The sequence below is a fragment of the Streptomyces sp. MS06 genome (assembly GCF_047200655.1).
GTDB lineage: Bacteria > Actinomycetota > Actinomycetes > Streptomycetales > Streptomycetaceae > Streptomyces.
Map to the genome: position 1 here is coordinate 67,686 of NZ_JBJZOJ010000018.1, position 12,722 is coordinate 80,407.

The 12,722-nt window shown below is 73.1% G+C and carries 11 protein-coding genes; 7 read left to right on the forward strand and 4 right to left on the reverse strand.

The genetic code is table 11. From position 1 onward, the window contains the following. Positions 1–126 precede the first annotated feature (126 nt). A complete protein-coding gene (locus ACL02U_RS12450) occupies positions 127–939 on the forward strand; it encodes a response regulator transcription factor (RefSeq protein WP_412790810.1) in 813 nt (270 codons plus the stop codon). Next, positions 940–2,379 (forward strand): ATP-binding protein, encoded by a 1,440-nt coding sequence (locus ACL02U_RS12455; RefSeq protein WP_412790811.1) that lies wholly within the window; start codon positions 940–942, stop codon positions 2,377–2,379. A gap of 224 nt (positions 2,380–2,603) precedes the next feature. Here ACL02U_RS12455 and argG read toward each other — a convergent pair whose 3' ends face one another. Further along, positions 2,604–4,055 (reverse strand): argininosuccinate synthase, encoded by a 1,452-nt coding sequence (gene argG, locus ACL02U_RS12460; protein WP_412790812.1) that lies wholly within the window; start codon positions 4,053–4,055, stop codon positions 2,604–2,606. 325 nt (positions 4,056–4,380) lie between these two features. On the opposite strand from argG, the gene ACL02U_RS12465 reads away from it, so the two are divergent. The 3 genes from ACL02U_RS12465 to ACL02U_RS12475 all read left to right on the forward strand — a co-directional run bounded on the left by ACL02U_RS12465 (position 4,381) and on the right by ACL02U_RS12475 (position 8,964). Next, entirely contained in the window at positions 4,381–5,748 is a 1,368-nt protein-coding gene (locus ACL02U_RS12465) for a nicotinate phosphoribosyltransferase (protein WP_412790813.1), read from the forward strand. A 102-nt stretch (positions 5,749–5,850) separates the two neighbouring features. After that, positions 5,851–6,138 carry a DUF1876 domain-containing protein gene (locus ACL02U_RS12470; protein WP_412790814.1) on the forward strand — a complete coding sequence of 96 codons (288 nt, stop codon included), beginning with the start codon at positions 5,851–5,853 and terminating at the stop codon, positions 6,136–6,138. Between the two features lie 432 nt (positions 6,139–6,570). Next, entirely contained in the window at positions 6,571–8,964 is a 2,394-nt protein-coding gene (locus tag ACL02U_RS12475) for a lamin tail domain-containing protein (RefSeq protein WP_412790815.1), read from the forward strand. Between the two features lie 101 nt (positions 8,965–9,065). On the opposite strand, the gene ACL02U_RS12480 is transcribed toward ACL02U_RS12475, so the two are convergent. Genes ACL02U_RS12480 through ACL02U_RS12490 form a run of 3 tightly spaced genes read right to left on the reverse strand, consistent with a single transcriptional unit; the run spans position 9,066 to position 11,136 of the window. After that, complete coding sequence (locus ACL02U_RS12480) at positions 9,066–9,782, reverse strand: hypothetical protein (protein ID WP_412790816.1); 717 nt, start codon at positions 9,780–9,782, stop codon at positions 9,066–9,068. Next, entirely contained in the window at positions 9,782–10,681 is a 900-nt protein-coding gene (locus tag ACL02U_RS12485) for an ABC transporter ATP-binding protein (protein WP_412790817.1), read from the reverse strand. The genes ACL02U_RS12480 and ACL02U_RS12485 overlap by 1 nt, the downstream gene beginning before the upstream one ends. Further along, positions 10,678–11,136, reverse strand: a complete 459-nt coding sequence (locus tag ACL02U_RS12490; protein ID WP_412790818.1) for a GntR family transcriptional regulator — start codon at positions 11,134–11,136, stop codon at positions 10,678–10,680. Before ACL02U_RS12490 ends, ACL02U_RS12485 begins: the two co-directional genes overlap by 4 nt. Positions 11,137–11,316: 180 nt before the next feature. On the opposite strand from ACL02U_RS12490, the gene ACL02U_RS12495 reads away from it, so the two are divergent. Together ACL02U_RS12495 and ACL02U_RS12500 are read left to right on the forward strand one after the other, a co-directional pair. Further along, positions 11,317–12,273 (forward strand): DUF1648 domain-containing protein, encoded by a 957-nt coding sequence (locus ACL02U_RS12495; RefSeq protein ID WP_412790819.1) that lies wholly within the window; start codon positions 11,317–11,319, stop codon positions 12,271–12,273. Between the two features lie 2 nt (positions 12,274–12,275). Next, positions 12,276–12,632, forward strand: a complete 357-nt coding sequence (locus ACL02U_RS12500) for a GntR family transcriptional regulator (protein WP_412790820.1) — start codon at positions 12,276–12,278, stop codon at positions 12,630–12,632. Positions 12,633–12,722 lie beyond the last annotated feature (90 nt).

Below are 12,722 nucleotides of genomic sequence, written 5' to 3' on the forward strand. Positions count from 1 at the left end.
GGGCAGGGGCGCGGGTAGGGGCAGGGGTGGCGCGGGTCGGGCCCGGACGGTGAGATCCGGGTAAGAACGCGACCGCCCCTTCACTCCGCCCCGCCGCGCCGCTTCAGGCCTTGGCACACTGGTCACGTGCCCCAGACAGTGCTCCTCGCCGAAGACGACCGCGCCATCCGCCACGCCCTGGAACGCGCCCTGAGTCTGGAGGGCTACCACGTCACCGCGGTCGCCGACGGTGTCGAGGCACTGGCGCAGGCCCACAAGAGCCCGCCGGACGTGCTGGTGCTGGACGTGATGATGCCCGGTATAGACGGTCTGCAGGTCTGCCGGGTGCTGCGCGCCGAGGGGGACCGCACCCCGATCCTGATGCTGACGGCGCTCGTGGAGACCGCCGACCGCATCGCCGGGCTGGACGCGGGCGCCGACGACTACGTCGTCAAGCCGTTCGACGTCGAGGAGGTCTTCGCCCGGCTGCGCGCCCTCCTGCGCCGCACCGCCCCGACCGGCAGCCCGACCGGCAGCCCGACCGGCAGTGCGGCGGGCGGTACGGCCGCGTCCGGGGGCGGGGCCGCGGCGGGTTCCGCGGAGGACGGCTCCCCGGCCGAGGGGGCGGGCGGTGCCGCCGCCCAGCCGCAGGGCGGGGAGCGGCTGCTCGAGACGGCCGGGCTGCGCATGGACCCGCAGGCGCGCAGGGTCTGGCGGAACGGTCGGGAACTGGAGCTGACCCGCACCGAGTTCGAGCTGCTGGAACTGCTGGTGCGCAACGCCGGGATCGTGCTCGACCATGCCACCATCTACGACCGGATCTGGGGCTACGACTTCGGTCCGGGCTCCAAGAACCTGGCGGTCTACGTCGGCTACCTGCGCCGCAAACTCGACGCCCCGGGCGCGCCCCAGCTGATCCACACGGTCCGCGGCGTGGGTTACGTACTGCGGGAGGACTGAGTGGGGAGGGTCCGCCGCCTGCTGGTGCGGCGGAGGCCGGGGCTCGTGTCGCTGCGCACCACGTTCGCGGTGTCCTTCGCGGCCGTCACGGCCGCCGTGACCGTCCTCGTCGGCATCCTCTCCTACGGCTCCGCCGCCCGGCTGGTGCGGGTGGACCAGCAGTCGGTGTTCGACGAGGTCGTCCAGGACGTGCGGGCGGAGGTGCGCGGGCACCGGATGACGGCGCAGGACTTCTCCTCCTCGGCGCCGGGCCACGACGTCGTCCGCCCGGCCCGGACGAACGTGCAGGTGCTGGGGCCGGACGGCGGGGTGGCCGACGCAGGGCGTCCGGCGCTGCCGGTGTCCGCCGCGGACCTGTCCGTGGCCCGTGCCGGGACCGCCGGGAGGCTGGCCGTCCACAAGGACGTCGGCGTCGGCAGCGACGTCTACCGCGTCGCCACCGTCTCGCTGGGCGGCGGCCGCGGTGCGGTCCAGGTCGCGCAGGAGTTCAGCGACACCGAGGACCTGCTGCGGGCGCTGCAGCGGCGCACGCTGCTGCTGATGGCGGCGGTCGTGGTGCTGGCCGGACTGTTCGGCTGGTGGCTGGCCCGGCGGATCACCCGGCGCCTGGTCGTCCTCACCTCCGCCGCGGAGGATGTCGCCCGCACCCGCCGACTGGGTGTCCAGGTGCCCGTCACCGGCTATGACGAGGTGGGTCGCCTGGGCCGCGCCTTCGACCGCATGCTGGGCCGGCTCGCCCAGTCGGAGGAGGACCAGCGGCGGCTGGTCCAGGACGCCGGGCACGAACTGCGGACGCCGCTGACGTCGCTGCGTACCAACATCTCGCTGCTGCGGCGCATCGACGAGCTGCCGCCCGGCACCCGCGAGGAACTGGTCGCCGACCTCTCCCAGGAGGCCCGGGAGCTGACCGACCTGGTCAACGAGCTGGTCGACCTGGCGGCCGGGCAGTCCGACAGCGAGCCGCCGCAGACGGTGGACCTCGCGGAGATCGCCGAGGACGTCGCCGGCCTGACCGGCCGCCGCACCGGGCGCACCGTGGAGCTGCGCGCGAGCGGCGACACCACGACGTACGGCCGCGCCGGTTCGCTCCAGCGGGCGCTGTCGAACCTGGTGGAGAACGCGGCGAAGTTCGACCGCGACGGCAGCGCGCCGATCGAGATCAGCGTGTCCGGGCCGGGCAGGGCCGGCACGGTGCGCGTCGAGGTGCTCGACCGCGGGCCCGGCATCACCGACGGCGACCTGCTGCACGTGTTCGACCGCTTCTACCGGGCCGCCGACGCCCGCTCCCTGCCGGGTTCCGGTCTGGGCCTTTCCATCGTGCGCGAGGTGGCCCTGGCACACGGCGGAGCGCCGTTCGCGCAGCACCGGGAGGGCGGCGGATCGGTGATCGGTTTCACGGTGGCGGGGGTGGCGCCGGACGGCTGGCACGACGCCGGCTGAGCCGGTGCGGAGCCCGCGGCTCGCGGCCGCCAGCCGGTCACGGGCCCCGAGGCCCGCGGCCCGCGGCCGGTCACGGGCCCCGACGCCGGTCCCGACGCCGGGACTGGCCTGTGGTCCGGCTTGTGATCCGGCTTGTGATCGGCTTGTGATCCGGCCTGTGGTCCGTGGACCGACCCGCGGTGGGGGCCTCCGACCCGCGGCCGGGGCCGCGGGTCGCGAGTCGGTCAGTCCGTGCCGGACTCCATCGCGGCGCGGTCCAGCAGCGTCTCCTGCTCCTCGGCGGCCTCGCCGCGGGAGGCGATCGCCTCGGCACCGCCCTGGTCCATGGCGCCGATGAGCCCGGTCGACGCGGCCTGCGCGGCCCCGATCGGGGTCGGGTGGCCGGTGCCGACGAGGCCCAGGCCCGCGTACTGCTCCAGCCGCGCGCGGGAGTCGGCGATGTCCAGGTTCCGCATGGTGAGCTGGCCGATCCGGTCCACCGGGCCGAACGCCGAGTCCTCGGTGCGCTCCATGGAGAGCTTGTCCGGGTGGTAGCTGAGCGCCGGGCCCCGGGTGTCGAGCACCGAGTAGTCCTCGCCGCGCCGCAGCCGCAGGGTGACCTCTCCGGTGATCGCCGCGCCGACCCAGCGCTGCAGCGACTCCCGCACCATCAGCGCCTGCGGGTCCAGCCAGCGGCCCTCGTAGAGCAGCCGGCCGAGCCGGCGGCCCTCGTTGTGGTACGCGGCCAGGGTGTCCTCGTTGTGGATCGCGTTGACCAGCCGCTCGTAGGCGATGTGCAGCAGGGCCATGCCGGGAGCCTCGTAGATGCCGCGGCTCTTGGCCTCGATGATCCGGTTCTCGATCTGGTCGGACATGCCGAGTCCGTGCCGGCCGCCGATCGCGTTGACCTCCATGACGAGGTCGACGGGGGAGGCGAACTCCTTGCCGTTGACGGTGACCGGACGCCCCTGGTCGAAGCCGATCGTCACGTCCTCCGCGGCGATCTCGACCTCCGGGTCCCAGAACCGCACACCCATGATGGGCTGGACGGTCTCCAGGCCGGTGTCGAGGTGCTCCAGGGTCTTCGCCTCGTGGGTGGCGCCCCAGATGTTGGCGTCCGTGGAGTACGCCTTCTCGGTCGGGTCCCGGTAGGGCAGCCCGTGCGTGAGCAGCCACTCCGACATCTCCTTGCGGCCGCCGAGTTCGGTGACGAAGTCCGCGTCCAGCCAGGGCTTGTAGATCCGCAGGTGCGGGTTGGCGAGCAGCCCGTACCGGTAGAACCGCTCGATGTCGTTGCCCTTGAACGTGGAGCCGTCGCCCCAGATCTGCACCCCGTCCTCCAGCATCGCCCGCACCAGCAGCGTGCCGGTCACGGCGCGGCCCAGCGGCGTGGTGTTGAAGTACGGGCGGCCGCCGGAGCGGATGTGGAACGCGCCGCAGGCGAGCGCGGCCAGCCCCTCCTCGACCAGCGCGGCTCGGCAGTCGACGAGCCGGGCGATCTCGGCGCCGTACGCGGTGGCACGGTCGGGCACGGATGCGATGTCGGGCTCGTCGTACTGGCCGATGTGGGCGGTGTAGGTGCAGGGGATCGCACCCTTGTCGCGCATCCAGGCGACGGCGACCGAGGTGTCGAGTCCGCCGGAGAAAGCGATGCCGACCCGCTCGCCGGCGGGAAGAGAGGTGAGGACTTTGGACATGGCAAGACTATGCAACACAACGTATGAACATGCAACGTCGGCAGGTCGGGGAGGTGGCGAGACCACCTCCGCGCCCCCTCCGGACCGTCCCCGGGCCGCCTCCCCACCACCCCGGAACGTCCCCGGAACGTCCCCGGAGCGCCTCCGGGCAGCCGGATCTCCGGCGGTTCGCCCCCTCCCTGCCGCTTCGCCGCCCTCCCCGGCCGGTTCGGCCCCGATCGCGGGACGTTCGGCCCGTCCCCCGATGCCCCACCGCCGTCGGACCATGGGATGAGGTGCAGGGCAGGAGGCGGGGCGGGCGGCACCACGGGTGGAGGTGATCCGGATGTCCGAGGCGACGACCACCGATCTGTACGAGGTCACCATGGCGATGTCTTACCTGCGCGAGGGCATGACGGAGCCGGCCACCTTCAGCCTGTTCGTCCGCGACCTCCCGCCCGAGCGGGGCTTCCTCGTCGCGGCCGGCGCCGAGGCGGCCCTGGACTTCCTCTCCGGCCTGCACGTCACCGAGGAGGACGTCGCCGCCTACGCCGCGGCGCTGCACCGCCCCGAACGCGACCTGGCCCCGCTGCTCGGACTCGAGTTCACCGGCCAGGTGAGGGCGGTTCCGGAGGGCCGGATCGTGCTCGCGGGCGAACCCCTGCTGGAGGTGACCGCGCCGCTGCCGGAGGCCCAGCTCGTCGAGACGTACCTGCTCAACCAGGTCAACCACCGCACCGTGATCGCCTCCAAGGCCGCCCGGTGCGTGCTCGCCGCGGCCGGACATCCCCTCGTGGACTTCTCGCTCCGCCGCACCCACGGCCCGCAGGCCGGTTTCCAGGCCGCACGCCTCGGCGCGCTGGTGGGCTTCGCCGGAACGAGCAACGTCGAGGCCGCCACCGCCGAGGCCATCCCCGCCGTCGGCACCATGGCGCACTCCTACGTGGAGGCGTTCGGCAGCGAGGAGGAGGCGTTCCGCGCCTTCGCCCGCGCCCACCCGGGCCCGGTCACCTTCCTGGTGGACACCTACGACACGGTGGCGGGCGCGCGGATCGCCGCGCGGGTGCTGCGCGACCTCGACGGCGCCGCCCGCGGAACCGGCTCCGGTGTCCGGCTCGACAGCGGCGACCTCGGGGCCCTGGCGGTCCGGGTGCGCGCCGTGCTCGACGCCGCCGGACTGCCGGAGGTGGGCGTCATCGCCAGCGGCGGCCTCGACGAGTACTCCGTCGACGACCTGGTGCGCTCCGGCGCGCCGATCGACGTGTACGCCGTCGGTACCCGCGTCGGCGTCTCGGCGGACGCGCCCTTCCTGGACTCCGCGTACAAGATGGTCGAGTACGCGGGCCGTCCGGTGATGAAACTCTCCTCGGCCAAGGTCACCGCCCCGGGACGCAAGCAGGTGTTCCGCCGCCCCGGGTGCGCCGACGTGATCGGACTCGCCGGCGAGCCGCCGCCCGACACCGCCGAGCCGCTGCTGGAGACGGTCATGCGGGACGGAAGGCGCCTCGCGGCGCCCGCCCCGCTCGCCGTGAGCCGGGACCGGTTCGAGGCGGACCTCGCCGAACTGCCTCCGGCCGCACGCCGGATCCGCGCTCCCGCCGCACCGCGGCCGGTGGACTCCCAGCGGCTGAGCGCACTCGCCGACCGGATCCGGCACCGCATCGAGACGCACCTGCCGGCCCCGGACCTCCCGGACCGGGCCGTCGGCGGATGACGGAGGTGCGCGCAGGCACACGCAGCCATGAGCAGGCACACGCGGACACGAGCGGCCATGAGCAGGCACGTGCAGGCACGTGCAGGGCACCAGGAGGAAACGATGTCGCACACCACGGAATGGAACCTCCGCCTCTTCCTCTTCGAGGAGGAGGGGACCACGAAGGCGCGCGTGGCGCTGGACACCGGCGCCAACTCCCTCACCGGACGCGGGGACGCCCACCGCAACCCCGCAGACGCGGACGTGCCGGAGATCGGTGACGAACTGGCGGCGGGTCGCGCCATGCACGACCTGGGCCGGCAGCTCGTGGCCATCGCCGAACACGACATCCAGGAGGCGGGCCCCGTCGCGGAGCAGGAGAGCCGACGGGCCCCGGGCTGGCTCACCTGAGTTCGACCCCGCCGGGGTCCCGCATTCCCCCGGTGTGCCCGCGCGATCAGCGGGCACACCGGGGGGCTTTTCCGTCCGCCGTCCGAGATCCCCGATGGACGTCCGCCGTCCGAGACCCCCGGTGGAACCGGGCCCGGCGGCGGGGAGCAGCGTACCCCGGGCCCCACGCCCCTGCCGCGCGCCGCGGCCGCTCCCGTTCCCCGGCCGCGCGCGGAAAACTCCCCCGGAAGCCGCCGTACGGCCCGGCCGCACACCTCCGCGTCCGGTACCTCCTCGATCCCTGCTTCCGGGTGACGCGCACCCGGCGAACCGGCCTGCGGTGACTTCCGCTTTCGTATTTGTTCACGGAAAGTTGACCGGTTGACGCGCGTAGCCGGGGCTTCCGCTGCCAAGGCTCCCGGCGTCGGTTTCGCCTGCGTCGGGAGGAATGCAGTGCAGTCAGGCAGCAGAAGCTCAGGAGGCAGAACAGCGCGCCGGTGTGCGGCGGGGGCCGCCACCGCGGCCGCCGTCGTCGGCGGGCTGCTGGCACCGTCCCAGGGCACCGCGTACGCGGTCTCCTCCGACATCGTCATCAGCCAGGTCTACGGCGGCGGGGGCAACTCCGGAGCGCCGTACCACAACGACTTCGTCGAGCTGTACAACCGCGGCACCGGCACGGTGTCCGTGTCCGGTTGGACCGTGCAGTACGCCTCCGCCTCCGGCTCCACCTGGCGGACGACACCGCTGTCGGGCAGCATCGCGCCGGGCAGCCACTACCTGGTCCAGGAGGCCGCCGGCGCCGGCGGCGGAGCGTCGCTGCCCACTCCGGACGCCACCGGCAGCACCTCGATGAGTGCGACCTCCGCGAAGGTCGCCCTGGTCACCGGCACCACCGCACTGACCTGTGCCACCGGCTGCGCGACCCAGGCCGGGGTACGGGACTTCGTCGGCTACGGCAGCCGCGCCGGCTCGTACGAGACCGCGCCGACCGGAAACCTCTCCAACACCACCGCCGCACTACGCCTCGGCGGCGGTGCGACGGACACCGACGACAACTCCGCCGACTTCACCGTCACCTCGCCCGACCCCCGCAACTCCAGCTCCGGCAGCGGCGGTGGCGGTGGCGGTGGGAGCGTACGCATCCACGACGTCCAGGGCGCCGCCCACCTCTCCCCGATGAACGGCCAGAGCGTCAGCGACCTGGCCGGCGTGGTGACCGCCGAGTCGACCACCGGCTTCTGGATGCAGGACCCGCAGCCCGACAACGACCCCGCGACCAGTGAGGGCATCTTCGTCTACACCGGCAGCGCGCCGACGGTGCAGGTCGCCGACTCGGTGACCGTCGGCGGCACCGTCAGCGAGTACCGCCCCGGCGGCAGCAGCGGCACCGACAACCTGACCACCACCGAGATCACCGCCCCGACGGTCTCGGTCGTGGCGAGCGGTGTGACGCTGCCCGCGCCCACCCTGGTCGGTGCCGGCGGCCGTGTCCCGCCGGCCACCGTGATCGAGGACGACGCCACCGGAGACGTGGAGAACAGCGGCGTCTTCGACCCGGCGGACGACGGCATCGACTTCTGGGAGTCGATGGAGGGCATGCGCGTCGAGATCGACGACGCCGCCGTGGTCGGCCCGCGCAACAAGTACGGCGAGATACCCGTCGTCCCGCAGGGCAGCACCACCCGCACCGACCGCGGCGGCATCGTGCAGCAGCCCGACGACCCCAACCCGGAGCGGGTGATCGTGGACGACGCGCTCGCGCCCACGCCCACCGTGAACGTCGGTGACACCCTTTCCGGCGCCACCACCGGCGTGCTCGACTACGCCTTCGGCGACTTCACGCTGCACGCCACCAGCACCCCGTCGGTGACCGGTGGCGGCATCACGCCGGAGACCACGCAGACGCCCGCGGCCGACGAGATGTCCACCGCCACGTTCAACGTGGAGAACCTCGCCCCGTCCGATCCGCAGTCCAAGTTCGACGGCCTCGCCGGGCAGATCGTGGACAACCTGAAGTCGCCCGACCTGGTCGCCCTGGAGGAGGTCCAGGACAACAGCGGTGCCACGGACAACGGCGTCGTCGCCTGCGACCAGACGATGAGCAAGCTGATCGACGCGATCAGCGCCGCGGGCGGCCCGAGCTACGGCTACCGCCAGATCGACCCGCAGAACGACCAGGACGGCGGGCAGCCCGGCGGCAACATCCGCAGCGTGTTCATGTTCCGGACCGACCGCGGACTGTCCTTCGTCGACCGTGCCGGCGGACGGGCGACCAAGGCGGACTCGGTCGTCGACAACGGCGGCGTGCCGTCGCTGAGGTACTCGCCCGGCCGGATCGACCCGACCGACTCGGCGTGGACCTCCAGCCGCAAGCCGCTGGCCGGGGAGTTCACCTGGAAGGGGAAGACGGTCTTCGTCATCGCCAACCACTTCGACGCCAAACTCGGCGACCAGCCGCTGTTCGGGCACTCCCAGCCGCCCGCCCACTCCTCCGAGACACAGCGGCACGAGCAGGCCGGCCTGGTGAAGGACTTCGTCGACCAGATCCTGGCCGTCGACGCGAACGCCCCCGTCATCGTCCTGGGCGACCTCAACGACTACGAGTACTCCCAGACCGCCGACATCCTCACCGCGGACAACGCCCTGGTGGACCTGCCCCGCACGCTTCCCACCGCGGAGCGCTACACCTACGTCTACGAGGGCAACTCCCAGGTCCTCGACCACATCCTGCTGTCGCCGGCCGCCGCGGCCACGGCGTACGGCTACGACGTCGTCCACATCAACTCCGAGTTCGCCGACCAGCTCAGCGACCACGACCCGCAGGTGGTACGCATCCCGCTCACCTGACCGTCTGTCCGGCGGACCGGGCCCAAAGCCCGATCCGCCGGCGGACCGGGTCCCAAGCCCGATCCGCCGGACGGGCCCCGCCAGACCCGTACTTCGCGGGGCTAGACGCTCAGACGGCGGATGGTGGCGAAGCCGCCGGCGAGCAGGAGCGCGACGACCGCGCCGAGGACGCCGGTGACCCCGGCGGCGGTGACGGTGACGAAGAAGTGGCCGACGTCCGCCCAACCGTGCACCCAGGTGGCGACCACCGCGGCGAGGGCCAGCACGCTGAGCTGTGCCGCGCCGAAGACCACGGTGCCGACCGCCCCGGCGCGGCGGTGGACCAGGCCGTACCACATCCCGTAGACGAACATCAGCACGAAGGCGAGCGTCGCGGTGAGCCACGACAGGTACCAGGGCCCGTCGAGGAGGTACGGGATGCGGAAGTAGCCCATGTCCATCCCCCACCCGCCGGTCTTGCGCTCGACGGCCTGGCCGACCGCGACGACGAGACCGAAGGCGACGGCCAGGGCGAGAGCCAGCGAGGTGGCCCCGAGGAAGTAGCCGCGCCGGCTGATCCCGAGGGAGAGCGCGAACGGCAGCGCCCGTGCGACGGACTGCAGGCCCACCACGAACACGACCACGAAGACCGCGGCCAGTCCGCCGACCCAGCGGTGGTCGGTGCCGCCGGCCGGCGTGAGTCGCAGGACCACGACGTCGATGACGAAGGCGAAGGCGGCCCACGTCCAGGGCATGACGAGGTAGGTGACGCGGTCCAGGAGCAGGTAGCGGGCCACCGCGACGATCGGGGTGGGGCGGGTGGGGCGGGTGGGGCGCATCAGGATGCCCTCGCTGTGGTGAGGCCGGAAGGGTCGTGGTGTTCGGCCGCGTGGACGGCGAGTTGCTGAAGGGTGACGCCTTCCAGCCGCAGGCGCAGGTGGTCGGCGAGTTCCCGGTCGCGTGCGTCGAGCCGGCCGATCATCATCGCCGTGGCCTGCGCACCCATGGTGCGCCGGTGCAGTGTCGTACGGCCGGCGGCGAACCGTTCCACCTCGGTGGCCGGACCGGTGACGATCGTGGCGCTGCCGCGCAGGTCGTCGGTGGCCGCGTCGAGGACGAGTCGGCCGCGGTCGAGGACCAGAACGCGGTCGAGCAGTTCGGCGGCCTCGTCGATCAGGTGGGTCGAGAGCACGATGCACCGCGGATGGGCGGTGAAGTCGGCCAGGAGCTGGTCGTAGAAGAGGGCGCGGGCGACGGCGTCCAGTCCCGCGTACGGCTCGTCGAACAGGGTGAGTTCGGCGCGGGAGGCCAGCCCGAGGGTGATGCCCAGCGCGGTCCGCATGCCGCGCGACAGCTTCTTGATCGGCCGGTTCGGCGGCAGCTCGTAGGCCTCCAGCAGGGTCCCCGCCAGGTCGGCGTCCCAGTTCGGGTACAGCAGCGCGGCCGCGGCGACCGCATGGCGAATCCGCAGATCGGGGTAGGTCTGGTCCTCCCGTACGAGGATCATCCGGCGCAGTACCGCGTCGTTCTCCAGCGGCCCCGCCCCGAACACCCGCACGCTTCCGGCGGTGGCGAACTCCTGGCCGGCCAGGATGCGCAGCAGTGTGGTCTTCCCCGCGCCGTTGCGGCCCAGCAGTCCGGCGATGCACGGTGTGCCGATGTCGAAGGTGACGTCGGACAGTGCCTGGTGGCCGCGGAAGCCGCGCCCGAGCCCGGCCACCGAGACCGCCGCCGTCATGCCGTGCCGCCCGTGGTCACCTCGGTCGAGCGAGCCGTGCCGCCCGTCGTCACCTCGGTCGAGCGAGCCGTGCCGCCCGTGGTCACTTCGGCCGAGGCCAGCTCCTCGCGGATCAGGCCGAGGAGTTCGTCGCTCCCGATCCCGAGCCGTGCGGCCTCGACCACCAGCGGCCGCGCGTAGCGGTCGGCGAAGCGGCGGCGCCGGGCCCGCACCAGCCGTTCCCGGGCACCCTGCGCGACGAACATGCCGACGCCCCGCCGCTTCTCCACCAGGCCCTCGTCCGAGAGCGCGGTCAGACTCCGTGCCGCCGTGGCGGGGTTGACCCGGTAGAACGCCGCGAGTTCGTTGCTGGACGCGACCCGCTCTCCCTCGCCCACCGTGCCGTCGGCGATCTGGTCCGCCAGCTCGGCGGCGATCTGGGCGAACAGCGGCCCACCGTCATCGAGGAGTGACATCATGCCTCCATTGCTTAACTGGTTACCCACTCTACTAATGAACCACTTTTCCGAGCAAGGGGTCATCGCCTTCCGGGAGTCCTGGGGCGTGTGACGGCGCCCTTGCAAACTTGACTTGTTTGCATTCAATGCAAACAATTGGCTGTGGGGAAGCGCCCTGCCCGGGGGAGAGGATCACGTATGCGGCGGCAACGGCGGATGATCGGACTGGTCCTGACGGCACACGGACTCGGCGCGGCGGCCGCGCTGGGGACCTTCGCCTACTGGCACGACCGGCTGCCCGATCCGATGGCGACGCACTTCTCCGGCGGGGGCCGGCCCGACGGGTACACGGGCCTGGCCGAGTGGCCCTGGGTGGCGGCGGCCGTGCTGCTGGCGGTGGGCGGGCTCACCGCGGGCGTGCTGTGGGCCGGATCGCGCCGGGACGGGCTGCCGCGTGCGATGACGGCGACCGTCGCGGGCATACCCGGGTTCATCGGCTGGGCGCTGGCGGCCGTGCCGCTCACCAACCTGGACGTCACCGACGCCTCCGCCGCGAAGTTCGACCCGATACTGCTTCCGGTCATGATCCTCACGGCCGCGGCCCTGGGCGGGTTGGTCTGGTGGCTGGCCGGCCCGGACCCCGACGGGAGGCCCGCGGTCCCGGAACCGGTGGCCCCGCTGGCGCTCGGCGCGGGGGAGCGGGCGATGTGGAGCCGCAGGGCCGGGTCGCGCTCCCTGGTCTGGCTCTCCGCCGCCCTGCTCGTGGCCGCTGCCGCGCTGGCCGCGCTGTGGCAGTGGCTGCCCGCAGCGGTCCTGCTCTCGGTTGCCGTGATCGCCGGTGCGTCCGCGCTGGTCCGCGTGGTCGTCGACGACGGCGGGCTCAGTCTCGTCTGGTTCGGCTTGCCCCGGTTCCGCAAGCGGATCCCCCTGGAGCGGATCGAGGCCGCCGGCAGCCGTCGGGTCGCGGCGTTCGCCGAGTTCGGCGGCTGGGGGTACCGCGTCCGGCCCGGCTCCCGCGGGCTGGTGCTGCACTCGGGGGAGGCGTTGTCGCTGCGGTTGCGCACCGGCAAGGAGTTCGTCGTCACGGTGGAGGACTCCGCCGGAGCCGCCTCGCTGCTCAACGCCCTGATCGCGCGCCGGCGAACGGAGGGCTGACCGTGCTGATCCGTGTCGACACGGCATCGCCGGTCCCGCTCGGCGACCAGATCGCGGCCGCCGTACGGGGCGCGATCGCCGACGGCCGCGCCGAACCCGGGCAGCGGCTGCCCGGGGCCCGCCAGTTGGCCGAGTCGCTCGGCGTCAACGTGCACACCGTGCTGCGCGGCTACCAGAAACTCCGCGACGAGGGCCTGATCGATCTGCGGCGCGGCCGCGGCGCCCAGGTCACCGCCGGTCCGGCCCCGGCGCGCGCCGAACTCGTCGAACAGGCCCGCCGCCTGGTGGCCCACGCACGGGCACTCGGCGTGGGCGACGAGGACCTGCTGGCCCTGCTCCGCACCTGCCAGTCGGACTGAGCCGGGGACCGGACCGGTACCGGACCGGACCCGAACGCCCTCGACCGCGCTGTTCTCCGCCGGCGGGGCGCGCCGGTCCCTCCGTAACCG